The following is a 24,179-nucleotide window of genomic DNA, read 5'->3' as shown; positions in this document are numbered from 1 at the left end:
CACAAAGGAATTCGAGAAGTGCATTTTCCGCTCCGCAGTCGTCAACTCCGCCTGTCACTGCTGGCCAGCAGCTTGCTTGTCGCCATCTCGGCCGAAGGCCGCGAAAGGGTCAACGTCGATCTGCCTGCTGCCCCGTTGGGTGAGGCCATCAACGCCCTGGCGCAGCAGTCTTCGGTACAGATCCTGTTTGCCAGCGACCTCGGCGCAGGTCGCCAGGCCCCTGCGCTGAAGGGCCGCTTCAGCGCCGAGGAAGCACTTCAGACACTCCTCGAGGGCAGCGGCTTGCAAGCCCAGGCGAGGGATGAACGCACCTTCGTCGTGGTTGCGCAGGGGGCACCCATAGCTGTGCCGGCAGCCCCGAGTGCGCCGGTGGAAATGGCGCAGATGGAGATCACGGCATCGCGTACCAGCAGCAGCCTGGTCTCGGCGACGCGGCAGTCTACCGTTATCGAGCACCAACAACTGCAGGCGCTGCGCCAGGGCTCGGAGAGCCTGGCCACGGTACTGGCCAAGGCGGTGCCGGGCATGTCCGACTCCAGCCGCACCGTCACCGAATACGGGCAAACCCTGCGCGGGCGCAGCCTGTTGGTCATGGTCGACGGAGTGCCGCTCAATACCAACCGCGACTCGTCGCGCAACCTGGCCAACATCGACCCGGCACTGATCGAACGGGTCGAAGTCATCCGTGGCAGCAGCGCCATCTATGGCAGCGGCGCCACTGGCGGGATCATCGCCATCACCACCCGGCCTGCCGGTGGCGACAACCGCGCCGAAACCAGCCTCAGCGCCACCTCGCCGCTGACCCGCCTGGGCAGTGATGGACTGGGCGGGCAATTCCAGCAGTACTTCGCAGGCTCGCAAGGCGCGCTGGACTATGCCTTCGATTTCGGTACCCGGCATATCGGTGCTTCGTACGACGCACACGGCGAGCGCATCGCCCCGGAGCCCAGCCAGGGCGACCTGTTCGATTCGAATATCTACAACGTTGGCGGCAAGCTGGGGCTGCACCTCGACGAGAACCAGCGTATCCAGCTGGCGGCCAGCCACTACGAGGCACGCCAGGATACCGATTACGCCACCGACCCCAGCGTCGCCAGGTACCCGGCCGGTTCGCTGCCGGCCAACGCGATCAAGGGCCTGGACCTGGACGAGCAGAACCATATCCGCAACACCCTGTTGAACCTGGAGTACGAACACCTCGACATGCTCGGCAGCAAGCTGTCTGCCCAGCTCTACTACCGCGACTACTTCACCCGCTTCACGCCCTTCGATGCCCGCGCCGTTGCCACGCGTGGCGGCAACGTCGACCAGATCATGCAGAACAGCGAAGTGTTCGGCAGCCGCCTGACCTTGCGCACACCGCTCGGCGTCAGCGGCAATACCGAACTGGTGTGGGGCGGCGACTACAACCAGGAGCGCAGCGACATGCCGATCGATGTGTTCGACCCGGCAGCCTACGATGCCAGTGGCGGCCTGGTCTTCGACAAGACCGGCCGGCTCACCTACATGCCACCGCTCAAGACCCGCAGCGCCGGTGCGTTCGCCCAGCTGCAGCATCGCTTCGACGAGCACTGGTCGGTGGACGGCGGCTTGCGCTACGAGTACTCCACTGCCGAATTCGATGATTTCGTGCCGTTGTCCGAATCCAGGGCGGCTTCGCCGGTGGCGGTGGAGGGCGGGAAGATCCATTACGATGCGCTGCTGTCGAACCTCGGCATCGTCTATTCACCGGTGCTTGGCCAGGAAATCTATGCCTCCTTCAGCCAGGGCTTCCAGCTGCCTGACGTGGGCATCCAGTTGCGCAATGCACGGCGTGGCTTCGACCTTGGCGCCTCGAACCTGGAGCCGGTCAAGACCAACAACTATGAACTCGGCTGGCGCGGTGAGCTGGGCGCCAACACGCTCGGTACCCTGGCACTGTTCTACACCACCTCCAAGCTGGGCGACGTGCAGAGCTTCAACAATGGCCTGATTCTCACCCGCACCCAGGAGCGCATCTACGGTGTCGAAGCCAGCGCCGACTGGCTGTCGGACGATGCCGTGTGGGGGGCCGGCGGCAGTGCCAGCTGGATGCGCGGGCGCGAGAAGCCGGACGGTAAAGGCTGGCAGGACATGACCGGCTACCGGGTGCCGCCGCTGAAACTGACCGCCTATGTGCAGTACAAGCCGACCCTGGACTGGAGCAACCGCCTGCAAGCCACGTTCTTCGACGGCAAGGACTACAGGCTCGATGGCCAGGACAGCTTTGGCCGACACCAGGTGAGCAGCTATACGACCGTCGACCTGATCAGCCAGTACCAGGTGTCCGCTGACGACGAGGTGAGCGTCGGCATCCAGAACCTGTTCAACCGGGACTACTACCCGCTCTACAGCCAGTTGTTGCGCAACAACAACAATACCAGCCACTTGCCAGCCCCAGGCGCGGTAGTGACCGCCAGCTATACGCACAACTGGTGACGCTACCCGTCGAGCACTGGCGGCGGGGGACCGATGGCAGTCGCGCTGTATAGTTTTTTGACTATAACTGTACAATAAATATATTTTGTATAGTATTTGAGTCGAAGCGATGGCGACGTCCACCACAGCGCGTTGGGCCTGGCTGGCCCTGTTGCTCCTGCTCGCCGGGCCGGCCCCCGCCGACTGGCGTTCGGCAATTCCCGCTGCGCAGTTGTCCGGCAGCGGTGAGTTCACCTGGTTCGGGCTGCGCCTGTACACGGCCCGGCTCTGGTCCGGCGGGCCTGTACAGGGTTGGCAGCAGCCGTTCGCGCTGGAACTGCGCTACCACGTCGAATTGTCCCGTGACACTTTGGTGCAGGCCAGCCTCAAGGAACTGCGCAGGCTTGGCGCCGCCCCGCAGCAACTGGATGCCTGGCGTGGTTGGCTGGAGGCGGCGTTTGTCGATGTTCGCCCAGGCCAGCGTATCACTGGCGTGTACCTGCCAGGCCTGGGCTGTCGCTTCTACGTGGATGACAGGTTGCGCCGCGAAATCGGCGACACCACCTTCGCCAAGGCATTTTTCGCCATCTGGCTGGGCGAGGGTGCCAGGGACCAGCAATTGCGCGCCCGCCTGCTGGGCCGTTGACCATGGGGGTGAACATGTACAAGGTGCTGCTGATGACCGCCTGCCTGCTGCTGGCCAGCTGCGGCAATGTCGACGTGGATCACTACGCCCGGGAATCGCCGGCACTCGACCTGGCGGCCTTCTTCTCGCGGCCGGTACAAGCCTGGGGCATGTTCCAGAAGCGTTCCGGCGAAGTGGTGAAACGTTTTCATGTGCGCATCGACAGCCGACGCGACGGTGAGCGGCTGATCCTCGACGAGCACTTCACCTACAGCGATGGCAGCCGACAACAGCGCACCTGGACCTTGGTGCCGGACGGCCGCGGCCAGTGGAAGGGCACGGCGGGCGATGTGATCGGCGAGGCTCGCGGGCAACTGGCGGGTAACGCGTTGCGCTGGCGCTACCGCCTGGACCTACCGGTTGACGGCAGGCACTGGGAAGTGGAACTGGACGACTGGATGTACCTGATGGATGAAGACACGCTGATCAACCGCTCCAGCATGAGCAAGCTGGGCGTGGAAATTGGCCAGGTTACCTTGTTCTTTCGCCGCATGCCGGAGGTCACACCATGAACCTGCACCGCCTTACCGAGCTGGCCGCCGCTGGCGCCGTCAACGAACTCGAACTGCTGTCGCTGGAGGGCGGTTTCTACGTGCTGCGCGCCCTGACTGGCGCTGGCCCGGTGACCTTGAGCGATGAGCACGGGCAGGCCACGCGCCTGCGCTCGACAACCGAGGTACGCCAGCTGCTGGCTGGCTGGCCGGCAGTGCCCTGCATGCTGGTGCAGCAAGTGGTGCATGACGAAATGTGTGGCCAGCGCGACGGCCCCATCGCGCCGCTGCGGGTGCCCGTGTCGCTGGGTACGCAATGGTAGCGCGCCCGCCACGCCTGGGCCTGGTGCTGGGCGACCAGCTATCGTTCGACCTGGCCAGCCTGGCAGCGCTGGACCCGGCCCGCGACACGCTGCTGATGGCCGAGGTGCGCGACGAGGCTACCTACGTGCCGCACCATCCGCAGAAGATCGTACTGATCTTCAGTGCCATGCGCCACTTTGCCCAGGCCCTGCGCGAGCAGGGCTGGCGGGTGCAGTACGTCGAGCTGGAGGCACCCGGCAATAGCGGCTCTATCGTCGGCGAACTGCGCCGCTGGCAGCAGGCGCTGGGCTGCGCCGAGATCCACCTGACCGAATGTGGCGAGTGGCGGCTGGAACAGGCCTTGCGCGAGGCCGGGCTGCCGCTGGTATGGCACCCGGACACGCGCTTCCTGTGCTCGCGTGCGGCCTTCGCCCGCTGGGCGCAGGGGCGCAGGCAGCTGCGCATGGAGCATTTCTACCGCGGCATGCGCAAACGCTGCGGGCTGTTGCTGGCAGCCGATGGCGGCCCTGCCGGTGGTGCCTGGAACTTCGACAGCGACAACCGCAAGGCGCTACCGCGCGGGCTGCGTGGGCCCTTTGCGCTGCAGTTTGCCGTGGATGACATCACGGCGACTGTGATCAGCCTGGTAAGCCGGCGCTTCACTGACCACTACGGTGTGCTTGAAGGCTTTTCCTACCCCGTCACCCATGCCGAGGCCGAACAGCTGTGGCAACACTTCCTGGACTTTGGCCTGGCAGCGTTCGGTGACTATCAGGACGCCATGGCCGAAGACGAACCGTACCTGTTTCATGCGCGTATCAGCGCCGCCCTGAACATCGGCCTGCTGGACGTGCGCCGCCTGTGCCAGGACGTGGAGCAGGCCTGGCGCGACGGCCGGGTGCCGCTCAATGCCGCCGAGGGGTTCATCCGCCAGCTGATCGGCTGGCGCGAGTACGTCCACGGTATCTACTGGCTGCGCATGCCTGAATATGCCGCGCTCAACTACCTGGGCAACCAGCGCGCGCTGCCCGAGTTCTACTGGACCGGACGCACGCGCATGCGCTGCATGGCGCAAGCCATCGGCCAGACCCTGCGCCTGGGATACGCCCACCATATCCAGCGGCTGATGGTGACCGGCAACTTCGCCTTGCTCGCCGGGGTACTGCCCGCAGCCATCTGCGAATGGTACCTGGCGGTGTACCTGGATGCGTTCGACTGGGTGGAACTGCCCAATACCCTGGGCATGGTCATGCACGCCGACGGGGGTTTTCTCGGCTCCAAACCGTACTGCGCCAGTGGCCGTTATATCCAGCGCATGTCCGATCATTGCAAGGCCTGCGCCTACGACGTCAAGCAGGTGACGGAAGCGCAGGCATGCCCGTTCAACGCGCTGTACTGGCACTTCCTGATCCGCCATCGCCGGCAATTGGCCGGCAACCCGCGGCTGCAGTTGGTGTACCGCAGCCTCGACGGTATGCCGGCGGCGCGCCGGGAAGCGGTGTGGGCGCGTGGCGAGCAGTTGCTGGCGCAGCTCGATGCAGGGGCGACGCTGTGAAGAAGCAGCACCTGCCAAGCAAGCTCTGCGTGGTGTGCAACCGGCCCTTCAGCTGGCGCAAGCGCTGGGCGCGTTGCTGGGAGCAGGTGCGCTACTGTTCGGAGCGCTGCCGGCGTTCAGCGCCACGTGGCAAGGCGCAATAGCAAGGGCAGGGCCAGTGCCCAGACTGCCGCCAGCAGCGTAGCGGTGGCCAGCGTACCCAGCGGTAGTTCGACCTGGGCCAGCCTGGCCCCGGCCACATAAGCCAGCGGGCCACCTGCCGCGCCGAACAGGGCAGCGCGCCAGGCGTGCCGGCCCAGCCATGCCAGGCTGTGGCGCAGGCCACAGCACAGCACGGTCCACAGCAATGCCAGCCACACAGGCAGCGGCCAGCTGTCGAAGCGAAACACCCCCAACATACCCAGCAGGCTGTCGAGCACGCAGCCGGCGAGGGTGCAGCGCAACACCGCGTGCAACTCGCCCTGGCGGTCCGGGCAGCAGCCGAAGTGCCAGGCCAGGCCGATGGGGACCAGCCAAAGCAACCAGGGCTGATGGGCCCCGTACACACATAGCCACCAGCCTGCCTGCAGCCACAGGGCGTTGGCCAGCAGCCCGCGGCGGGTCATGCTCAACGCTCGGGCAGCGGGGCACGCAGGGCTTTCGGCGCGGCCAGCAACAGTTGCGCCACGCCAATCGCACGCTCCTCGAAACCGCCCTGGCAATAACACAGGTAGAACGCCCAGAGGCGCTGGAACGCGTCGTCATAGCCCAGCGCACTCAGGGCGTTGCGGGACTGGCGCAGGTTGTCGTGCCAGTGCCGTAGCGTGCGTGCATAGTCCAGGCCGAAATCCTGCAGGTGCACCAGGTTCAGCGGCGTGTGCCGGGTGGCGTTGTGCAGCAACACGGTCAACGAGGGCAAGGCACCGCCGGGGAAAATGTAGCGCTGGATGAAGTCCACCGAGCGGCGGGCCTGGTGGTAGCGTTGATCGCGGATGGTGATGGCCTGCAGCAGCATCAGGCCGTCCGGCTTGAGCAGCCGGGCACATTGGCTGAAGTAGTCGGGCAGGTAGCGGTGGCCGACGGCCTCGATCATTTCGATCGACACCAGTTTGTCGAACGTGCCGCGCAGGTCGCGGTAGTCTTCGCGCAGCACGGTCACGCGCTGCGCCAGGCCCAGCGCCTCCACGCGCTGGCAGGTATGTGCATACTGGGCTTCCGACAGCGTCGTGGTGGTCACCCGGCAGCCATGCCGGGTGGCGGCATGAATGGCCAGGCTGCCCCAGCCACAACCGATCTCGAGCAGGTGGTCGCCGGGGTGCAGGCGGAGCTTCTGGCAGATGTGCTCCAGCTTGTTCAGCTGGGCCTGTTCGAGGCTTTGCCCGTCGTGCTCGAACATCGCTGCCGAGTACATCATGGTCGGGTCGAGCAGCTGTTCGAACAGAGCGTTGCCCAGGTCGTAATGCGCCAGGATATTGCGCCTGGCCCCGCGTCGGCTGTTGCGGTTCAACCAATGCAGCAGCCGCAGCGCCGGCCGCCCCAAGCGGGCCAGCCCGCTTTCCATGGCGTCGAGGACCTCGAGGTTGGCCACGAACAGGCGCGTCACGGCGGCCAGCTCAGGGCTGCGCCAGTAGCCGTGGATGTAAGCCTCGCCGGCACCGATCGAGCCATTGCAAGCGATCAGGCGCCAGGCTTTGTCGTCGACAATTTCCAGTTCGGCCTGCAGGGGGCTGTCGGCGTTGCCGAAACACCACTGCTGGCCACCGTGGCTCACCCGCAGGTAGCCGTGGCGCAGCTTGCCGAGCTGAGCGAGCACCAGGCCGCCCAGCCACGGGACCTGTCCGGCGGACTTGCTAACGCTCACGCTGGGATTGTGCATGCTCAGTATCCTCACAAGGTTGGCCGACCGCCAGGTTGCCCTGGCTGGCAGCGTGGTCATGGACAGGGGGCCGCTTGAACAGCAGGCGCAATGCCTGCCAGTAGATGGCCGACAAGGTACGCAGGCTCATCCACGGGAATGCCAGGATGTGCCGGTGCAACGCCCGGCGATCGAGTGGCTGCCGTTGCAGCGCCAGGTCGGCCTCGAACACCTTGTGCCCGGCGTGCCAGTTCTCCATGTGCAGGCGTACCCGTTCGGCATCCAGGTGGAAGCGCAGGCGGTAGTCCATGGCCAGCGGCATGAACGGTGACACATGGAAGGCCTTGGCCAGCCGGTAGGGCCGGTCGAGGCCAGCCTGCACCGGCAGTACGTAATGGAAGCGTTCGCGCCAGGGCGTGTTGCGCACTTCCAGCAGGATGGCCACCAGGTGTGCCTCGGCATCGTGGCAGAAGTAGAAACTCACCGGGTTGAACGACAGCCCCCAGCAGCGCAGCTGGGTCAGCAGGCGCACCGGGCCGGTCGGTGCCTGCCCGGTGGCCTGGCCGACCAGGTAGCGGGCGGCATCGGCCAGGCTCAGCCCCTGGCGGGTCAGGCCTGGCAGGTAATCGGTCTCGCGCCAGCACAGCGGGGCCAGGCGCCAGCGCCCGAGCCAGGGCGAGAGGGCCGGCAGCCTGGCGCTGTCGTCGAGGTCGAGGTCGAACATGCCGATGCGGTAGCGAAACGCATGCGCGCGTGGCAGCAGCCGGCGATGGCTGACCCAGCCTTGGCAAAGCCTGCTGTTCACAGTGTTTCTCCGAACCGTTCGGCGACGTTCAAGGCGCTTGCCACGCCATCCTCGTGGAAGCCGTTGCCCCAGTAGGCGCCACAGTAGTAACTGTGCCGATGGCCCTGCAGCTCGGCGTGGCGGGCTTGTGCCGCGGACGCCGCCAGGCTGTATTGCGGGTGGGCATACTGAAAGCGGGCAAGGATCTGCATGGGGTCTATCAGCGCGGTCTGGTTCAGGCTGACGCAGAAGGTTTGCGGCGCCTGCAGGCCTTGCAGGATGTTCATGTTGTAGGTCAGCGCCGCCGGTGCCTGGGCGGGCCCGCCCAGGCGATAGTTCCAGCTGGCCCAGGCGGCCTTGACCGGTGGCAGCAGGCGAGTGTCGGTATGCAGCACCACATCGTTGCTGGCATAGCGGATAGCCGACAGCGCCTTGCGCTCGAGGATGCTCGGCGCTTCCAGCAAGGCCAGCGCCTGGTCGCTGTGGCAGGCGAACACGACACTGTCGAAGCGTTCGGTACCGGCGGCACTGTGCAGGGTGACCCCGCCGTCGTCGCGTACCACCCGGTAGACCTTGCACGCCAGGCGTAGCCGGTCGGCGAAGGGCTTGCACAGCGGTTCCAGGTAACTGCGCGAGCCGCCCTGGATGACCCGCCACTGCGGGCGCTGGTTGACCGACAGCAAACCGTGGTTGCGGCAGAAGCGCACGAAAAACGCCAGCGGAAAAGCGAGCATGTCGGCGCGCGACATCGACCAGATCGCCGAGCCCATGGGGATGATGTAGTGGTCGATGAAGCGTTGGCCGTAGCCCCCGGCACGCAGGTACTCACCGAGGGTGGTGCAGGCCTGCTGGCGCTGGCTGTCGAGGTCGGCCAGTGCTTCGCGGTTGAAGCGCAGGATATCCCTCAGCATGCCCCAGAAGCCCACCGACAGCAGGTTGCGCCGTTGCGCGAACAAGGTGTTCAGGTTGTGCCCGTTGTAGGCCAGGCCGCTCGCCGGGTCGTGCACCGAGAAGCTCATTTCGGTTGGCTGCGAGGCGACCCCGAGCCGGTCGAGCAGGCGGATGAACTGCGGGTAGGTCCAGTCATTGAAGACGATGAAACCGGTGTCGATGGCATAGGTTCTGCCGCCACAGCTGACATCGACCGTGTGGGTATGCCCGCCGATCCAGCTGTCGGCCTCGAACACCGTGACCTGATGCCGGCGCGACAGCAGGTAGGCGCAGGTCAGGCCGGAAATGCCGCTGCCGATGATCGCGATACGCATGGGCTTCACCCTTCCTGCCTGCGTGCCAGGCGCAGCCCGATGGCCAGGCGCAGGCGCGCCGGCAGCCCGCCGAGCAGCCGCAGCACCAGGATGAAACCGCGCGGGAAGCTGATTTCCAGTGGCCGCTGCGGCAGGCGGCTGACGATGTAGCGTGCGGCACGGGCGGCCGTCCACAATTGCGGCATCGGAAAATCGTTGCGCCGGGTCAGCGGCGTATCGACGAACCCCGGGCTGACCAGGGTGACATCGATGCCCTCACTGCGCAGGTCGATACGCAGGGACTCCACCAGGTAGCGCAAGGCCGCCTTGGACGCACCGTAGGCGCCGGCCCGGGGCAGGGCCAGCCAGGTGACCGAGCTGCCCACCACCACCAGGTGGGGGCGACGGCCGGCGCGTAGCAGGGGCAGGGCGGCCGCCAGGCAGTGGCTGGTACCCAGCAGGTTGGTGCGCAGCACCCGCTCGACCAGCGCCGGGTCGAAGTGCCCCGGCTCCAGGTATTCGCAGGTGCCGGCATTGAGGATGGCGATGTCGAGGCCGCCCCAGGCCTGCCTGATGCGGGCGGCGATCTGCTCGACCTGGTGCGGGTCGTCGAGATCGCCGACGGCCAGCAGTACCTGGTCGGGGAAGCGTTGCGCCAAGGGCGACAGGCGCTCGGCCTGGCGTCCGCCCACGGCCACCTGGTGGCCCTGTTCGAGCAGTTGCTCGGCAAGCGCGGCGCCGATGCCGCTGCTTGCGCCGGTCAACCAGCAGCGGCTCACGCCAGCCGCCCCTTGAGCCAGCGAACCGCGCCGCCGAGGACCGGAACGTGTTCATACAACAGCGCGCCGGCGTCGAAGTAATCCTGGTGGCTGAACACCCGTTCGCGCCATTGCAGGAAACTGCAACCTTGCAGGCTGACCGGCTCGCCGCCTTTCAGCCGCGGGTGGCAGAAGCGCAAGTGCCAGCGCAGGTAGCCCTGGCCTGGGCGCACCTCGTCGTAGCCGGCGAAGCTGTAGCTGATATCGCCGACGTTGGCGTACAACTGGCTGAAATAGCTGTGCAACGCTTCGAGCCCCTCGATATGGTGCAGGGGATCGCGAAAAGTGACCGAATCGTCATATAACTCGCCGAGAATGTACAGGTTGTCGCGCTGAAGGCAGGCAAACCGCTCGGCGAACTGCTGAAGGTAGGCGGACATGTGCAGCTCCAGTTAAATCTGTACAAGTCACATAACTTGTACAGGTATGACTGAAGCCTATGGCGAAAATTGTACAAGTGCAACGGTCTTGTACAATTATTTCTTCAGGATTTCTGTACGGCGAGCTGCCGACGCAACTCCGCGACTTCCGCCTCCAGCTCGCGTACCCGCTGTTCGGCATGCACCTGCGCCGTGACATCACGCTGGATGCCGATGTAATACGTGAGTTCGTCGGCGTCGTTGTGCACCGGTGTGATGGACAGCTCGTTCCAGAACAGGCTGCCGTCCTTGCGATAATTGCGCAGCACCTGGCAGCAAGGGCGGCCCTCACGGATCGCTTCGCGGATGCGTTCCAGCGCCACCTGATCGTGGTCATCGCCTTGGAGAAAGCGGCAATCCTGATACAGGATGTCATCGCTGCGATAACCGGTCAGGCGTTCGAACGCGGGGTTGGCATAGATGAGAATGCTGTCGGTGCCTTCCTGTTCGGCGACGACGATGCCGTCGTTGGAGTTGTCGACCATCAGTTGCAGGAGCTTTGCGTTGATCATTCAAGCCCACCCGGGAGTCTGTCTGTCGTATGCGCAGCCTGGCCGACCAGGCCAGGCGACGCGTTTTGCCCATGATGGCCCATACCGGCTCGCCGCAGAAGGGGTGGATGGGGCTAGAATGAGCGCACCTAGCGGACGAATCCCGGTATGACTGAAACGACCCCCACCGATTTGCTGCCCATGCGTGACGTGGTCAGCCTCACCGGCATCAACCCGGTTACCCTGCGTGCCTGGGAGCGCCGCCATGGCCTGATCCAGCCGCATCGCACCGAAGGCGGGCATCGTCTGTACACGGCCAGCGACGTACAGCGTATCCGCGACATCCTGCGTTGGACCGCCAATGGCCTGCCGATCAGCAAGGTCGGCCCGTTGCTGAACCGGCAGCCTGTCGAGCAACGGCAGGGCGACGCACAGTTTGCCGATTGGCGGGCATCGCTGGCCCGGGCGACTGCAACCTACGATGTGCAGGCGCTGGAGGCGTTGCACGGGCAGCTGTTCACCCTGTTGCCGAAAGCGGTGGTGTTCTGGCAAGTGTTGCTGCCGGTGTGGCAGGAACTGCGCGGCAGCGACGCGCTGGGAGCGCGCAGCCAATGGCTGTTTCTCGATTATTTCCTGCGCGCGCGGCTACTGCTGCGCCTGCAGCTGAACCAGGCCGACGCCCCGCGGGTGCTGCTGGTGGCTGGCGATGAACAGCCTGAGCTGGCATTGCTGGGCACTGCGCTGCTGCTCAGTGGCGAGCAGCAACGCATCGAGGTCCTGGGTGGGCCGCTGCCATTGGAGGAGCTGGCGCTGGTGTGTGCGGCGGTGCAACCTGCGGCGCTCGTGATGGCGATGCAAGGGCCGGTGAATGCCGCGCTGGCCAAGCGCCTGCGCTGGCTGCAGATGGAGATCGCCTGCCCGCTGGCCCTGGCCGGCGAGGGGCCGGTGCTGTCGCAGGCGCTACTCGACGGCGCGCCCGTGTGCCTGCTCGATACCCAGGGCGGTGACGTGGCAGCGGTGCTCAACGCCTTGCTCAGAGGCGCTCTGGATGTGTAAGCGCTAGCGCGGCTGCAGCCTGGCTGCCATGACGCCGCCGATCACACCTGCAACGCCAGCAGCGCCGCCACCAGGGCCGGGGGCATCACCAGCAGCCCCAGGCGCAGGAACTGCCAGGCACTGACATGCTCGCCTTCGCGACGGATCGCGACCAGCCACAGCAGCGTCGCCAGCGAGCCGGTAATCGACAGGTTCGGCCCCAGGTCGACACCGATCAGCAGCGCAGCCGTGGTCTGTTGCGGCAGTTGCACCAGCGACCCCATGGAACCCGCCATCAACCCGGTGGGCAGGTTGTTCATCAGGTTGCTGGCAATGGCGACAGCCACGCCCGCCAGCCAGCTGGCCTGGCCCGGCGCAGCCTCTGCCAGCGTGGCCAGCGCCTGGGCCAGGCGCACGACCAGGCCGGTCTGGGCGACCGCTTCGACCAGCACGAACAAGCCCGCCACCAACGGCAGCACGCCCCATGCGACATGGCGTAGCACCGGCAGCGGGCTGCGCCGCTGGCGCAGGTGGATCAACGCCGTGATCGCCACGCCGGCGCCGAACGTCGGCAGGCCCAGCGCCATGTCCAGTGCCGAGGCGCCCAGCAGCAAGGCGGCCGTCAGCGCGATGCCCAGCGCGCACAGACGGGCGCCAGCCGACAGCGGCTGGGTGTGCACGCTCAAGGCCAGCGGCTGATTGATCTTCCGGCGCTGGGCCAGGCGCAGCGTCAGGTAGGTCAGGGCGATGGCTGCCAGCGATGGCAGGGTGAACTGCCGGAGCCAGTCTGGCAGCGGTGGCATGTGGCTGCCGAACACCACCAGGTTGGCCGGGTTGGAAATCGGCAGCACGAAGCTGGCCGCGTTGGCGATGAACGCGCAGATGAACAGGTACGGCAAAGGCTCGGCTTTGGCCGCCTTGCACGCCGCATAGACTGCCGGCGTGAGCACCACCGCCGTGGCATCGTTGGAGAGGAACACGGTGACCAGCGTACCGACCAGGAACACCAGGTCGAACAGCCGTTGCCCGGAGCCCTGGGCGTGCTGCACGGCGTAGCGCGCCAGCCAGTCGAACAGCCCCTCCTGGCGGGCCAGCTCGGCCAGCACCATCATGCCGACCAGGAACAGGTAGACGTCGCTGCCCTCGGCCACTGCGGCCAGGGCGCTGTGCGCTGTGATCAGGCCCAGGCCGACCAGCAGCAAGGCGCCGCCCATGGCCCAGACGTATTCCGGGATGCGCCACGGGCGCAAAATGACGCCAGCGGTGGCCAGGGCGGCTATCGCCCAGATGATCGATGCGTGTTCGCTGACGGGCATGGGCTGTTCAGTTTCCGGCAAGGGTAGTCAGGGAGGGTGATGGCGAAGCGTCGGGCTGGGTCTCGGGCAGCGCGACCAGCACGAGCACGAAGGCGGCGAGGGCAATCGCGGCCAGGGTCAGGAATGCCGCATCATAGCCAGCGGCCTGCAGCACCAGCCCGGCGATGCCCGGGCTGAGCGCGGCACCCAGGCCGAATACCGCCGCCAGCGCACCGAGGCTGACATTGAAGCGCCCGGTGCCGTCGGTCAAGTCCTTGACCACGATCGGGAACAGCGCGCCGAAGATACCCGCGCCGACACCGTCGAGCAGTTGCACGCCGACCAGCCAGAACGGGTTGTCGGACACCACGTACAAGGCCCCGCGCAGCGGCAGGATGAGAAAACCGGCCAGCAGGAACGGCTTGCGCCCCCAGTGCTCGGCCTTGGCCCCCACCAGCAGCGCCATGGGGACCATCACCAGCTGCGCCGCGACGATGCAGGCGGAGGTCAGCGGGGTGGCCAGGCGCAGGTCGACCTGCGACAGCTTCTGGCTCACCAGCGGCAGCATCGCCGCATTGGCCAGGTGGAACAACGCGCAGCACACCGCGAAGACCAGCAGGGTGCGGTTGTGCAGCAGCAGCTTGAACCCGGCAGGGTGGTCATCACCGCCTGGGCCATGGGCCAGGCCGCGCGCCAGCTGGTGGTCGATCGCTGCGGCGGGCACGCGCGCGACGGCGACAATGCTGGCCACGGTCATGACCGCCATCAGGTAGAACACCACCACCGGGCCGAACAGGTAGGCCAGGCCGCCGGCCAGCAGCGCCGAGCAGGCATTGCCGGCGTGGTTGAAGGTTTCGTTGCGCCCGACCCGCCGGGTGAACGCCCGGGGGCCGGTGATACCCAGCGAAATCGCGGCAATCGCCGGGGCGAACACCGAGCCTGCCAGGGCACTGATCGTCTGGGTCAAGGCCACCCAGCCGAACGACGATAGCAGCGGCAGCAACAGGCAACTGCCGGTCACCAGCACGGCAGCAAGCACCAGCACCGCGCGCTTGGCCGGGGTACGGTCGATCAAGGCCCCGGCCGGCGTCTGCGCCAGCAGCGCGACGATACCGGCCAGGCTCATCAGCAGGCCGATGTTGGCCGGCTGCCACTGGTGCACGGCGAGCAGGTAGATGGCCAGGTAGGGGCCGAGGCCATCGCGTACGTCGGCGAGGAAAAAGTTCAGCCAGTCGAGGGCACGGTGATGGGAAGCGAGGGGCCTTGAATTTGCCAAGGAGGTGGTCTCGTGAAAGCCATGGGGGAGCGCTAGCGGTAGCTGCGTGTGCCGGATTCAGCCGAACGGCAGCGGCGCTTCGCGATGGGGTAGCGAAGCGGGTGAGCGATGGATGGCCGAGGGCAGTGGAACAACGAGGAGAATGTCACGTTTCACGATAGAACTTGATGAAAATCCGATTTTCCGCGCTGGCGATCCTGCTGAAGGCCATGGCACATCGCCAATCCTGGCGTGGGCCAATCATACCGTGGGGGGCTTTGAAATGCAGTAGCTGCGCCGAGGTGCAAGATCGGACTCGTCAGCATCTTTGCGCGACGCGGGCTGGCGGCCGATGTGCGCATGCCATTGGTCACAGGGGGCCAGGCATTTCATGTCGAGGCGCCTTTTCTGCCTGCTGTTGCTACTGCGGTGATCGACGAAGCCTTGCGCGGCACGGATGCGCTCAAGGCCACTGTCGACCCTGTCCTCAGGTACAACTCGTCGCCCAGGTGTGGCTTACTTGACGCTGATGGCGCTGGCTGCCTCGGCTTGCTCGCGCTGGCGCTTGCGGCCGATGACCAGCACCGCGATACCGGCCACGGTGCACAGCGCGGCCAACGGCATCAGGGCCAGTGAGTAGCTGCCGGTGGCATCGTGGATGGCGCCGTAGGCATTGACCATCAGGCCTCCGCCGATCAGGTTGGCCATGGCGCCCACGGCTGCCAGCCCCGCCGCAGCGGTCGACGAGGACAACCAGCCCGAGACCAGTGCCCAGAACGGCCCCTTCATCGAGTAGGCGCCCACCAGGACCATGGTCAGCATCACCACGGTCGCCGGCAGGGACGAGGTGAACAGCGTCATCAGCAGGCCCGCCGCGATCAGCAGCATGGTCATCGCGGTATGCCAGCGGCGCTCGCCGGTGCGGTCGGAGCTGCGCCCCCAGATGATCATCAGCACCGAGGCAATGCCATAAGGGATGGCATTGACCAGGCCGATTTCCATGGCGCTGAGGCCGAAGGTTTTCAGCAGCTGCGGGGCCCACACACTCATGGTGCTGCCCGCGGCGGAGGCGCCCGAGTAGATCAGCGCCAGCAGCCAGATGTCTTTGTGGCGCAGCAGCTTCCACAACGAGATATGGCCGATGGCAGTCTTTTTCGCGGCTTCTGCAGCCAGGCGGCCGGTGAGCCAGCCACGCTGCTCGTCATTGAGCCACGAGGCCTGTTCGGGGCGGTCGGTCAGCACGAACAGGCAGGCAATGCCCAGCAGTACGGCGGGGATGCCCTCGAGAATGAACAGCCAGTGCCAGCCACGCATGCCCAGCCAGCCATCCAGGCTCAACAGCAGGCCCGACAGCGGCGAACCGATGAAATTGGCGGCAGGGATCGCCACCATGAACAGCGCTACCATGCGCGCACGGTAGGCCGAGGGCAGCCAGTAGGTGAGGTACAGCAACACGCCCGGGAAGAACCCGGCCTCGGCAGCACCGAGCAGGAAACGCATCACGTACAGCGAGTTGGCGCCCTGGACGAACGCCGTGCCAGCCGAGATCAGGCCCCAGGTGATCATGATGCGGGCGATCCAGATGCGTGCGCCGTAGCGTTGCATGGCCAGGTTGCTGGGCACTTCGACCAGGAAGTAGGCAAAGAAGAACAGGCTGCTGGCGAAGCCGAACACCTTGGCCGTGAGCTGCAGGTCTTCGTTCATCTGCAGGGAAGCCATGCCGATGTTGCCCCGATCGATGATTGCGATCAGGTAGCAGACGATCAGGAAGGGCAGCAGGCGCCAGGCGACACGCCGCATGGTGCTGCGTTCGAGTTCATCCGGGCGGGATGGTGCTGAAGTCATGGTGCTCTCCGATTGTTTTTTTTCTGGAGTGATGCGTGGTGAGCGCGCCCCTTCCTGCGAAGCAGCGCGCGGGGCTCGCGATCAGCTGGCGAACAGGTGACGGTTGACCACGCAGCGCGGATCCAGCGCCTTGCCCGCCCAGACATCGAGAACCTGTTGCAGCGCTACCTGGCCTACGCGGTCACGGGCTTCGGCGGTGTTGGCGCCGACATGCGGCGTGGCGACAAGGGTCGGCAGACCCCACAGCGGGCTGTCGGCGGGCGGCGGCTCGGGGCTGAAGGTGTCCAGGCCGGCACCGGCGATTCGCCTTTCGCTGAGCGCCGCGACCAGTGCCTGGGTGTCGATCAGCTCGCCCCGGGCGGTGTTGATCAGGATCGCGCCTGGGCGCATGCGCGCGAACTGCGCAGCGCCGATCAGGTTGCGGTTGGTCTCGGTCAGTGGGCAATGCAGGCTGATGATATCGCTTTCCGCCAGCAGGCGATCGAAGTCTTCTTCACGTTCGACGTGCGGGCGCGTCGGCAACTGCTTGAGATAGGGGTCGTACACCTTGACCTGCATGCGCAACGGCGCCACCAGGTCCATCAGGATACCGCCGATCGAGCCCAGGCCAACCAGGCCCAGGGTCTTGCCCGCCAGCTCGATGCCGTTGGCCGAAGCCTTGTCCCAATGCCCGTCACGCATGCGCGCATCCAGCAAGGCCGTTTGCCGAGCCACGCTGAACATCAGGGCGAAGGCCAGCTCGGCCACTGACTGGGCATTTGCGCCCACGGCGATCGATACCGGGATGCCGTGGTCCGCGGCGGCCTGGATATCGATGGTGTTGTAGCCCACGCCGTGCTTGGCGATCACTTTCAGCTTGGGCGATGCCTCGATCATGGCGCGCGTCAGGTTGCCCTGGCGCACCACGATGGCGTCGGGCTGTTCCTTGCGGATGATGGCTTCCAGCTCTTCGGCCGGCAGGTAAGGCGTGGTGGGGACGACTCTGACGCCCTGTTCGGCGGCAAGGTGCATGGCCTCGGCGGCAAGCTCGGGGCCGGTCAGCAGGAGGGTTCGGGACATCATGGATACCTTGTTCTTGTCGGATGCGTTTCAGGGCAGTCTGCCGCTCATCTGCGGCACCGGTCTAAACCCTATCATAATGAAACGACGTTGCAACAAAATAAAATAAGTCCCGCTTGGAGCGCATTCTTGGCGTGTAAATAGGGATTGCATCGCCTTAAATGAAATGACATTCTAAAAATAGATTCGGCTACAACCGATGACATCGAATAACACCAAGAGAGGTATGTCACATGAGCATTGGCTTCCAAGTGCTTGAGCGCGCACGTAAAGTCGGGGATGAGTGGGTTGCACGTTACCGTGAGGTTCCGGTGGCCAATGTCAGTGACTCGATGAACCGCATGACTGCGGGTGGTGCCCGTCTGCGCCCCATGCACCGCGAAGGCGGGCTGTGCGGCCCGGCCCTGACGGTCAAGGCGCGCCCAGGTGACAACCTCATGCTGCACTACGCGATCGACATCGCGCAGCCGGGCGATGTGATCGTGGTCGACGCCGGCGGCGACCTGACCAACGCCCTGATTGGCGAAATGATGGTGGCCTACGCGGTCAAGCGCGGCGTGGCCGGTATCGTCATCAACGGCGCGATTCGCGATGCAGCCAACATCGGCTCGGGCGACTTCCCGCTGTTCGCTGCCGGTGTTTCGCACCGTGGCCCATACAAGGACGGCCCGGGCGAGATCAACGTGCCGATCGCCATCGATGGTATGGTGATCGAGCCAGGTGACCTGGTGATGGGTGATGACGATGGCCTGTTGTGCGTGCCTTACGAGCACGTCGCCGAGGTCTATGCGCGCGCGACGGCCAAGCACGCTGCCGAAACCGCGCAGATGGAAAAAATTGCCCAAGGCACCAATGACCGCTCCTGGGTCCTGGAGTCCTTGAAGAACAAAGGCTGCCTGCTGCCAGCCTGATCCAGCACCAGCTGCGCACCTTGCGATGGGGTGCGCAGCGGCTGATGGATCGGTGTCGGCCGTAGGCCTATTGAGAGTTCACAGACTTGTCCGATTCGTCATCACCCCATCGCAGGCGCTGGCCAACCGCCGTGCGCGCACTTGCCCACCGCAATTTCCAGATCTATTTCGCTGGCCAGGGTGTCTCCACGCTAGGCAAATGGGTACAGCAGGTTGCACTGGCCTGGCTGGCCTACCACTTGACCGGCTCCGCCGTGCTGCTGGGGCTGATCACCTTTCTTTCGTTGGCGCCGCAACTGTTCATCGGTCCATTGGCAGGCGCCTGGATCGACCGGCACGACAAGCGCCGCTTGCTGATCCACGTGCAGCTGCTGCTGATCGTGCAGTCGCTGGTGCTGGCGGTGGCGACCTGGCAGGACTGGGTCGATGGCCCGTTCATCGCCGTGATGGCGTTGCTGCTTGGCTTGCTCAATGCCTTGGAGACGCCTCTGCGCCAAGCGCTGATCGGCAGTTTCGTCGATGACCCGGCAGACCTGCCGAATGCGCTGGCGCTCAATGCCATGTTGATCAATGCCGCCAGGTTCGTCGGCCCGCCGTTGGCCGGTGGGCTGATCGCCCTGGCCGGCGAGGCAGCCTGTTTCGCCCTGACTGCAGTGGCCTTCCTGGCTTTGCTCGGTGGCCTGCTCAAGGTGCCTGGCAGCGCTGGGCCAAAGGCCAGTGGCTCAACCGCCCAGGTGTTCCGCGAGGGCCTGGCGTACATGTGGCAGACGCGCAATGTGCGCCAGTTGCTGGTCAACGTGATCATGGTCAACCTGCTGGCATCCTGTTATGCAGCACTGCTGCCGATCCTCGCCAAGTCGGTGTTCGCCGGCGACGCGCGCCTGCTTGGCTGGTTGTGGGGGGCGGCGGGCGCGGGCGCGTTCGTGGCAACCCTGGTGCTGGCAGTGGGCGGTGCATTACCACGGCTGCGCCAGTTCACCGATGCCGGTGCACTGCTGTGCGCGGCTGCCCTGGTCGGCCTGTGGGGGGCGGGGGCACTGCCACTGGCGCTCGTGGCGCTGGGGGTTCTCGGTTTCGGCATCACGCTCAGCAATGTGAGCACCAACATGCAGCTGCAAAGCGCTGCACCCAGCCATTTGCGTGGCCGGGTGATTGCCTTCTATATCGCCATGCGCTTCGGTTTCGAGGCACTGGGCGGTATGGCGGCTGGCCTGATCGCGGCCCGCTGGGGGGCGCCGGCGACCTTGGGGATCGCCGGCGTGATCCTGGTGATCGGGCTGCTGGGTCAACACGGCATGCGCCGCTGCGGCTGATCTGTCAGGCAGTCTGGCCTTGATGGCCAGGCGCCTGCTGTTTGGCTGGGTCGCCAAGCCACAGCATCAGGCAGGTGCCGATTAGCAGGATCGACGCAACGGCAAAGAACGGCATGCTGAAACTCTGCGTAGCATCCTTGATCAGGCCGATCAGGAACGGGCCGGTGAACCCGCCCAGGTTGCCGATCGAGACGATCATCGCCAGGCCACCTGCGGCGGCGCGCCCTGTCAGGAAGGTTGACGGGATCGCCCAGAAGGTGGCCTGGAATGACAGAATGCTCGCCACCGCCACGCACAGGCTGGCGATCTTCAGCATTGGCTGGTCTGTCAGGGCAGCCGCCACCAGCGCCATTGCAGCCAATGCCAGCGCGCTGACCACATAGGGCAGGCGCTGGCGGCTGCGGTTGGCCAGGCGTGCCCACAGCGTCATGGCAAGCGCGCCCAGCAGGTACGGCATGGCTACCACGAACCCGACCACGCCACTGTCGATGCCCAGGCCCTTGATGATCTGCGGCAGCCACATGCCAATGCCGATCGAGCCGACGATGCAGCAGAAGTTGATGGCGGCCAGAGTGAACACCTTGGGGTTGGTCAATGCGGCGCGCAGGGTATTGCCGTGGGAGGCACCAATGGCTTGTTGTTCCGCGGCCAGGCGCTGGGTCAGCCAGGCTTTCTCTCGCGGATCGAGCCATTTTGCCTTCGCCGGGGAGTCGACCAGGATGAACAGGCAGGCGATGCCCAGCAGCACGGCCGGCATCGATTCGGTGACCAGTAACAGCTGCCAGTTCTTCAGGCCCCACACACCATGCTGCTCCATGAGCCAGCCGGACAGGGGCGAGCCGACGATGTTGGCCACCGGAATGCCCAGCAGGAAGGCGGCGGTGGCTTTCGCCCGCCATTTACCGGGGAACCAGTAGGTGAAGTACAGGTACACCCCGGGGGTGAAACCTGCTTCGGCAAGCCCTAGCAGGAAGCGCGCAATGCTGAAGCTGATCGGCCCGGTGGCGAATGCCGTGGCCATGGAAATCAGCCCCCAGGTGATCATGATCCGCGCAATCCACACGCGGGCGCCGAAGCGTTGCATCAGCAGGTTGCTGGGGATCTCGAAGAGGAAATAGCCAAAGAAGAACAGGCCGGCCGCCCAGCCGAACATCGTGGCGGTCAGCCCCAGGTCCTGGTTCATGCTGATGGCTGCAAAGCCGACATTGGTGCGGTCCAGGTAGCTGATCACATAGCAGATGAAGATGAACGGTACCAGGCGCCAGAGAACGCGGCGCATCAGCCGTTCGCCCTCGGCATCGCTGAGCGGCGCCTGGGCGGTGAGGGGGTCATGGGTCATGTCGTCACTCTGTTGTAATTGTTGTGTGCCCTGACAGGGCTGTTTCAGCTGTGGGAATACAGTTGCAGCCCGGGTGTGGTGGTGCGTACCTGCAGGATGCTGGCGGTTTCGGATTCAGTGATGAACAAGGTCTGGCCGTCTTCGCCACCGAACGCCAGGTTGGTGTTGCTGATGCCCGCGCAGGAGACGATACGCTGCAGCGGTTCGGCGACCTTCGACAGTTTCCAGACCGAGCCGAAACCGGTATGGGCGATGTACAGGTTGCTCTGCGCGTCGAGGGCCAGGCCGTCTGGCCCGCCAAGGCCGCCATGCAATTGAGCGAACACGCCGACCTTGCCGACGAGTGCGCCATTGCCCAACGGGATGCGCCAGACCTGTTGCGCGCGGGTCACTGCCACCAGCAGGTGGTTGAGATGCGGGTCGTAGACGATGCCGTTGGGGCTGGGAATGGTGGCCAGCAGGCAGGTGAGGTTGCCGCCGGTGTCGAGCTTGTATACGCGGCCGCTGGGATCCTGCAGTCCGGTCTGGCCCTGGTCGGTGAAGTACAGGTCACCATTGGGCGCGAAGACCAGGTCGTTGACGCCTTTGAAACCTTCCGAGCCGGCCGAATCGAGCAGCGCTTCGATGGCGCCGGTGTGCGGGTCGAGCAGCATCAGCCCGCGCTTGTAGTCAGTGATGAAGATACGCCCGTCCTGGTGAATCTTCAGGCCGTTGGGCCAGCCATCGTACTGGCACACCAGCTCCCATTCGCCTTGAGGCGAGATGCGGAAGATCCGCCCATTGGGGATGTCGGTTACATACAGGCGCCCTTGGCGATCGAACGACGGGCCTTCGAGGAACGAATCGATTGCCCGGCCTTGGCGATTGGCGTTGGCCCAGGCAGTGGGTCGCGGGTCACGGAAGTGATCAGGCAGGCGCGTGAAGACCGTGGTTTCAACGGTCGGCGGGGCAGCGAAATAACTCATGGACGCTCCAGGCGGCAATGGGACGCGTAGGCGTCCGTTATGGTTGTTATTGCAATGCCGTTTCAAAATAAATCATGACGTAAAGAAACGCGACCGATTTTTTGCAGATTGCTCGCCTGGATGCGGCTTGTCTTCGCTTTGATTGTTGTAAAAAGGAAACGGCATTCTATAAGAACCCAAGTGCAACCTGAGCGCCGCTTTTTTGCCAGGCGATGCACATGCGCCGTTGGCGAGGGCCGAAGGTTGGCGGATAATGCGGGTTTTCCGTCCCTGCGCACGCTGGAGGGCATCAATCCTATGAGGTTTTGCAAATGGTGAAAGCGCGGCCGCGTCCAGCGGTGAATGGTGTGGCATCGGCGGATCGTGTCCTGACCGTGCTGACCGCGTTCCAGATAGGCGATACTGCGCTGAGCCTTGTCGAACTGGTTGAACGCACCGGGCTGATCAAGAGCACGATCATGCGCTTGATGGTATCCCTGGAAAATTACGGCTTCATCACCCGCATGGCCGATGGGCGCTATCAGCTGGCCAGCGAAGTCATGCGCTTGAATGCCGTGTATCAAGAGGCGCTCGACCTGGAAAAGCATGTGATGCCACGGCTGCATCATTTGGCCGAACAGTCCGGTGAGACCGCTTCGTTCTACGTGCGCCATGGCGCGTACCGGATGTGTCAGTACCGGGTCAACTCTTCCCATCGGCTGCGCATGAACCTGCAACCCGGCGACATGCGGCCAATGGACGAAGCGGCGAGTGCTCAGGCGCTGCGGGCGCCTTACCAGGTCGGCATCGCGTTGCAGAAACCTTACTATTCCAAAGGCGCCACCGACCCGCACGCTGCTTCGCTGGCATTGCCTATCTACGGGGCACAGCAGGAACTGATGGGCGCCCTGGTCATTTCAGGGCCCGTGAGCCGTCTGACCGAAGAGTATGCGGAAAGCCTGAGGGACATGTTCTTCGAAGCGGCGCGCGACCTGATGCGAAGCCTGGGTTTCAAGGCTTCATCGGCGGATCAGCAAGCGGCTCGGTAACCTGTTGCGTACAATCGCTGGCCCGATATTCAGCAGGCATGGCGAGAGGGCGTTTCAATGCAGCGGGTGATGGTCATTGGTCAGCCAGGGTCCGGGAAAAGTACCCTGGCACGCAGGCTTGGCGAGCGCACGGGCTTGCCGGTCGTGCATATCGACACGATTCATTGGCAGCCCGGCTGGGTCGAACGCAGCCGGGAGGAGAAGACGCGTCTTTGCCATGAGGTCGAGGCCGGTGAGCGCTGGATCTTCGAAGGCGGGCATTCGACCACATGGCACAACCGCCTGGCGCGTGCCGACATGTTGATCTGGATTGATCGCCCGGCGCCGCTTCGATTCTGGCGCGTGCTCCTCAGGACGGTGCTGAACCGTGGTCGAACCCGACCGGACTTGCCGGACAACTGCCCGGAACTGCTGGCCAACCTGCCAGCGTTTTTCAGGTTCATGTGGCGCACGAGAATCTCGTCTCGGAAGGCCATGAAGCGATTGGTGGCGATGGCCCCGTCGGGTTGTCGCGTGGTCTGCCTGCGGAGCAATCGGGATACCGAGATTTTTCTGACAAGTATGGGCACACAGCCTGACCAGGCAGCTTCAAGATCGTAGCGCCGTGCTGCGCCGCTTTCGCGACATCAGGCCGCTCCCTCCATGGCCCGGCTCCATGCGCGACAGCGCAGCTATCAGTCCTTGCGCTGCGCTCGATGAAACGCGACCTCGTGCCTAGTTTGCGGGCAACAGGATCACGAAGTTCTTTTTCATGTCCTCCAGCACCGTCCATTTGCCCTTGGCGCCCGGTTCGATGATGAACGTGTCGCCAGCAGCCAGGGTAATGGGGGCGCTACCCTCGAGTTCGATGACGCAGCGTCCACTCAGGACATGGCAGAACTCCCAGACCTTGTAGTCGATGCGCCACGCTCCGCTGCTGGCTTCCCATTCGCCGGAAATGCGGCCTTGCTGCTCATCGTGATAGTACTTCGACGTCAGTGTGTGCGGGGTGCCTTCCACGACCTCTTCAAAGAAGGGGAGGTCGCGTACCGGTTGGATATCCAGTTCGCGGAACACGGTCAGTTTCTGGGTCAT

At 64.9% G+C, this 24,179-nt stretch carries 25 protein-coding genes; 11 read left to right on the top strand and 14 right to left on the bottom strand.

Annotated elements, in window-relative coordinates:
* Window positions 1–18: 18 nt before the first annotated feature.
* The 6 genes from ACLEJP_RS15435 (at window position 19) to ACLEJP_RS15410 (ending at window position 5,613) form a co-directional block, all read left to right on the top strand.
* Window positions 19–2,457, top strand: a complete 2,439-nt coding sequence (locus ACLEJP_RS15435) for a TonB-dependent siderophore receptor (RefSeq protein WP_440807734.1) — start codon at window positions 19–21, stop codon at window positions 2,455–2,457.
* A gap of 109 nt (window positions 2,458–2,566) precedes the next feature.
* Window positions 2,567–3,082: a chalcone isomerase family protein gene (locus tag ACLEJP_RS15430; protein ID WP_440807732.1), complete on the top strand. Its 516-nt coding sequence runs from the start codon at window positions 2,567–2,569 to the stop codon at window positions 3,080–3,082.
* Between the two features lie 14 nt (window positions 3,083–3,096).
* Window positions 3,097–3,633 carry a DUF3833 domain-containing protein gene (locus tag ACLEJP_RS15425; RefSeq protein WP_440807730.1) on the top strand — a complete coding sequence of 179 codons (537 nt, stop codon included), beginning with the start codon at window positions 3,097–3,099 and terminating at the stop codon, window positions 3,631–3,633.
* Complete coding sequence (locus ACLEJP_RS15420; protein WP_225778116.1) at window positions 3,630–3,935, top strand: DUF6482 family protein; 306 nt, start codon at window positions 3,630–3,632, stop codon at window positions 3,933–3,935. Before ACLEJP_RS15425 ends, ACLEJP_RS15420 begins: the two co-directional genes overlap by 4 nt.
* A complete protein-coding gene (locus ACLEJP_RS15415) occupies window positions 3,929–5,470 on the top strand; it encodes a cryptochrome/photolyase family protein (protein ID WP_440807728.1) in 1,542 nt (513 codons plus the stop codon). The genes ACLEJP_RS15420 and ACLEJP_RS15415 overlap by 7 nt, the downstream gene beginning before the upstream one ends.
* Window positions 5,467–5,613 carry a DUF2256 domain-containing protein gene (locus ACLEJP_RS15410; RefSeq protein ID WP_440807727.1) on the top strand — a complete coding sequence of 49 codons (147 nt, stop codon included), beginning with the start codon at window positions 5,467–5,469 and terminating at the stop codon, window positions 5,611–5,613. The genes ACLEJP_RS15415 and ACLEJP_RS15410 overlap by 4 nt, the downstream gene beginning before the upstream one ends.
* Here the strand turns inward: ACLEJP_RS15410 and ACLEJP_RS15405 are convergent.
* From ACLEJP_RS15405 to ACLEJP_RS15375, 7 genes are all read right to left on the bottom strand, one after another.
* Entirely contained in the window at window positions 5,587–6,075 is a 489-nt protein-coding gene (locus tag ACLEJP_RS15405; RefSeq protein WP_440807724.1) for a DUF2878 domain-containing protein, read from the bottom strand. The two genes, ACLEJP_RS15410 and ACLEJP_RS15405, sit on opposite strands and share 27 nt — an antisense overlap.
* A gap of 2 nt (window positions 6,076–6,077) precedes the next feature.
* On the bottom strand, window positions 6,078–7,325 hold the full coding sequence (locus ACLEJP_RS15400) for a class I SAM-dependent methyltransferase (protein ID WP_440807723.1): 1,248 nt from the start codon (window positions 7,323–7,325) through the stop codon (window positions 6,078–6,080).
* On the bottom strand, window positions 7,300–8,109 hold the full coding sequence (locus ACLEJP_RS15395) for a DUF1365 domain-containing protein (RefSeq protein ID WP_440807721.1): 810 nt from the start codon (window positions 8,107–8,109) through the stop codon (window positions 7,300–7,302). The genes ACLEJP_RS15400 and ACLEJP_RS15395 overlap by 26 nt, the downstream gene beginning before the upstream one ends.
* Window positions 8,106–9,353, bottom strand: coding sequence for an NAD(P)/FAD-dependent oxidoreductase (locus ACLEJP_RS15390; protein ID WP_440807719.1), 1,248 nt, complete (start codon window positions 9,351–9,353; stop codon window positions 8,106–8,108). The genes ACLEJP_RS15395 and ACLEJP_RS15390 overlap by 4 nt, the downstream gene beginning before the upstream one ends.
* A 5-nt stretch (window positions 9,354–9,358) precedes the next feature.
* Window positions 9,359–10,111, bottom strand: coding sequence for an SDR family NAD(P)-dependent oxidoreductase (locus tag ACLEJP_RS15385; protein WP_440807717.1), 753 nt, complete (start codon window positions 10,109–10,111; stop codon window positions 9,359–9,361).
* On the bottom strand, window positions 10,108–10,530 hold the full coding sequence (locus ACLEJP_RS15380; protein ID WP_440807713.1) for a nuclear transport factor 2 family protein: 423 nt from the start codon (window positions 10,528–10,530) through the stop codon (window positions 10,108–10,110). The genes ACLEJP_RS15385 and ACLEJP_RS15380 overlap by 4 nt, the downstream gene beginning before the upstream one ends.
* A 104-nt stretch (window positions 10,531–10,634) precedes the next feature.
* A complete protein-coding gene (locus tag ACLEJP_RS15375; protein WP_289131307.1) occupies window positions 10,635–11,081 on the bottom strand; it encodes a PAS domain S-box protein in 447 nt (148 codons plus the stop codon).
* Between the two features lie 147 nt (window positions 11,082–11,228).
* On the opposite strand from ACLEJP_RS15375, the gene ACLEJP_RS15370 reads away from it, so the two are divergent.
* Complete coding sequence (locus ACLEJP_RS15370) at window positions 11,229–12,116, top strand: MerR family transcriptional regulator (protein ID WP_440807710.1); 888 nt, start codon at window positions 11,229–11,231, stop codon at window positions 12,114–12,116.
* Between the two features lie 41 nt (window positions 12,117–12,157).
* Here ACLEJP_RS15370 and ACLEJP_RS15365 read toward each other — a convergent pair whose 3' ends face one another.
* The 4 genes from ACLEJP_RS15365 to ACLEJP_RS15350 form a co-directional block, all read right to left on the bottom strand.
* Window positions 12,158–13,411, bottom strand: a complete 1,254-nt coding sequence (locus ACLEJP_RS15365) for an arsenic transporter (RefSeq protein WP_440807709.1) — start codon at window positions 13,409–13,411, stop codon at window positions 12,158–12,160.
* 7 nt (window positions 13,412–13,418) lie between these two features.
* A complete protein-coding gene (locus ACLEJP_RS15360) occupies window positions 13,419–14,666 on the bottom strand; it encodes an MFS transporter (protein WP_440807707.1) in 1,248 nt (415 codons plus the stop codon).
* 495 nt (window positions 14,667–15,161) lie between these two features.
* Window positions 15,162–16,490, bottom strand: a complete 1,329-nt coding sequence (locus ACLEJP_RS15355) for an MFS transporter (RefSeq protein WP_440807704.1) — start codon at window positions 16,488–16,490, stop codon at window positions 15,162–15,164.
* An 81-nt stretch (window positions 16,491–16,571) separates the two neighbouring features.
* Entirely contained in the window at window positions 16,572–17,549 is a 978-nt protein-coding gene (locus ACLEJP_RS15350; protein ID WP_440807701.1) for a hydroxyacid dehydrogenase, read from the bottom strand.
* Window positions 17,550–17,782: 233 nt separating this feature from the next.
* On the opposite strand from ACLEJP_RS15350, the gene ACLEJP_RS15345 reads away from it, so the two are divergent.
* Both ACLEJP_RS15345 and ACLEJP_RS15340 read left to right on the top strand, forming a co-directional pair.
* A complete protein-coding gene (locus tag ACLEJP_RS15345) occupies window positions 17,783–18,460 on the top strand; it encodes an RraA family protein (protein WP_289131313.1) in 678 nt (225 codons plus the stop codon).
* Window positions 18,461–18,591: 131 nt separating this feature from the next.
* Window positions 18,592–19,773, top strand: coding sequence for an MFS transporter (locus ACLEJP_RS15340; protein ID WP_440807698.1), 1,182 nt, complete (start codon window positions 18,592–18,594; stop codon window positions 19,771–19,773).
* A 4-nt stretch (window positions 19,774–19,777) separates the two neighbouring features.
* Here the strand turns inward: ACLEJP_RS15340 and ACLEJP_RS15335 are convergent, their stop codons facing one another.
* Together ACLEJP_RS15335 and ACLEJP_RS15330 are read right to left on the bottom strand one after the other, a co-directional pair.
* Complete coding sequence (locus tag ACLEJP_RS15335; RefSeq protein WP_440807696.1) at window positions 19,778–21,112, bottom strand: MFS transporter; 1,335 nt, start codon at window positions 21,110–21,112, stop codon at window positions 19,778–19,780.
* A 44-nt stretch (window positions 21,113–21,156) separates the two neighbouring features.
* Window positions 21,157–22,077: an SMP-30/gluconolactonase/LRE family protein gene (locus ACLEJP_RS15330; protein WP_440807694.1), complete on the bottom strand. Its 921-nt coding sequence runs from the start codon at window positions 22,075–22,077 to the stop codon at window positions 21,157–21,159.
* Between the two features lie 311 nt (window positions 22,078–22,388).
* Here ACLEJP_RS15330 and ACLEJP_RS15325 point away from each other — a divergent pair, with 311 nt between their 5' ends.
* Together ACLEJP_RS15325 and ACLEJP_RS15320 are read left to right on the top strand one after the other, a co-directional pair.
* Window positions 22,389–23,105 (top strand): IclR family transcriptional regulator, encoded by a 717-nt coding sequence (locus ACLEJP_RS15325; protein ID WP_440807691.1) that lies wholly within the window; start codon window positions 22,389–22,391, stop codon window positions 23,103–23,105.
* Window positions 23,106–23,162: 57 nt separating this feature from the next.
* The gene (locus ACLEJP_RS15320; RefSeq protein WP_440807690.1) at window positions 23,163–23,705 is read left to right on the top strand and encodes an AAA family ATPase; all 543 of its coding nucleotides are present in this window, start codon (window positions 23,163–23,165) and stop codon (window positions 23,703–23,705) included.
* Between the two features lie 114 nt (window positions 23,706–23,819).
* On the opposite strand, the gene ACLEJP_RS15315 is transcribed toward ACLEJP_RS15320, so the two are convergent.
* Entirely contained in the window at window positions 23,820–24,179 is a 360-nt protein-coding gene (locus tag ACLEJP_RS15315) for a cupin domain-containing protein (RefSeq protein WP_289131319.1), read from the bottom strand.

The organism is Pseudomonas sp. SMV7, from assembly GCF_052041995.1.
Classification (GTDB): domain Bacteria; phylum Pseudomonadota; class Gammaproteobacteria; order Pseudomonadales; family Pseudomonadaceae; genus Aquipseudomonas.
Note: the sequence above shows the minus strand (reverse complement) of the source record. Positions and strands in the feature narration are given on the sequence as shown.

Excerpts from the sequence above, each read along its gene's own strand:
- ACLEJP_RS15430 (WP_440807732.1), top strand. The coding sequence starts at position 2,567 with ATGGCGACGTCCACCACAGCGCGTTGGGCCTGGCTGGCCCTGTTGCTC.
- ACLEJP_RS15425 (WP_440807730.1), top strand. The coding sequence starts at position 3,097 with ATGTACAAGGTGCTGCTGATGACCGCCTGCCTGCTGCTGGCCAGCTGC.
- ACLEJP_RS15420 (WP_225778116.1), top strand. The coding sequence starts at position 3,630 with ATGAACCTGCACCGCCTTACCGAGCTGGCCGCCGCTGGCGCCGTCAAC.
- ACLEJP_RS15415 (WP_440807728.1), top strand. The coding sequence starts at position 3,929 with ATGGTAGCGCGCCCGCCACGCCTGGGCCTGGTGCTGGGCGACCAGCTA.
- ACLEJP_RS15405 (WP_440807724.1), bottom strand. The coding sequence starts at position 6,075 with ATGACCCGCCGCGGGCTGCTGGCCAACGCCCTGTGGCTGCAGGCAGGC.
- ACLEJP_RS15400 (WP_440807723.1), bottom strand. The coding sequence starts at position 7,325 with ATGCACAATCCCAGCGTGAGCGTTAGCAAGTCCGCCGGACAGGTCCCG.
- ACLEJP_RS15390 (WP_440807719.1), bottom strand. The coding sequence starts at position 9,353 with ATGCGTATCGCGATCATCGGCAGCGGCATTTCCGGCCTGACCTGCGCC.
- ACLEJP_RS15380 (WP_440807713.1), bottom strand. The coding sequence starts at position 10,530 with ATGTCCGCCTACCTTCAGCAGTTCGCCGAGCGGTTTGCCTGCCTTCAG.
- ACLEJP_RS15375 (WP_289131307.1), bottom strand. The coding sequence starts at position 11,081 with ATGATCAACGCAAAGCTCCTGCAACTGATGGTCGACAACTCCAACGAC.
- ACLEJP_RS15370 (WP_440807710.1), top strand. The coding sequence starts at position 11,229 with ATGACTGAAACGACCCCCACCGATTTGCTGCCCATGCGTGACGTGGTC.
- ACLEJP_RS15365 (WP_440807709.1), bottom strand. The coding sequence starts at position 13,411 with ATGCCCGTCAGCGAACACGCATCGATCATCTGGGCGATAGCCGCCCTG.
- ACLEJP_RS15355 (WP_440807704.1), bottom strand. The coding sequence starts at position 16,490 with ATGACTTCAGCACCATCCCGCCCGGATGAACTCGAACGCAGCACCATG.
- ACLEJP_RS15350 (WP_440807701.1), bottom strand. The coding sequence starts at position 17,549 with ATGTCCCGAACCCTCCTGCTGACCGGCCCCGAGCTTGCCGCCGAGGCC.
- ACLEJP_RS15345 (WP_289131313.1), top strand. The coding sequence starts at position 17,783 with ATGAGCATTGGCTTCCAAGTGCTTGAGCGCGCACGTAAAGTCGGGGAT.
- ACLEJP_RS15335 (WP_440807696.1), bottom strand. The coding sequence starts at position 21,112 with ATGACCCATGACCCCCTCACCGCCCAGGCGCCGCTCAGCGATGCCGAG.
- ACLEJP_RS15330 (WP_440807694.1), bottom strand. The coding sequence starts at position 22,077 with ATGAGTTATTTCGCTGCCCCGCCGACCGTTGAAACCACGGTCTTCACG.
- ACLEJP_RS15325 (WP_440807691.1), top strand. The coding sequence starts at position 22,389 with ATGGTGAAAGCGCGGCCGCGTCCAGCGGTGAATGGTGTGGCATCGGCG.
- ACLEJP_RS15320 (WP_440807690.1), top strand. The coding sequence starts at position 23,163 with ATGCAGCGGGTGATGGTCATTGGTCAGCCAGGGTCCGGGAAAAGTACC.
- ACLEJP_RS15315 (WP_289131319.1), bottom strand. The coding sequence starts at position 24,179 with ATGACCCAGAAACTGACCGTGTTCCGCGAACTGGATATCCAACCGGTA.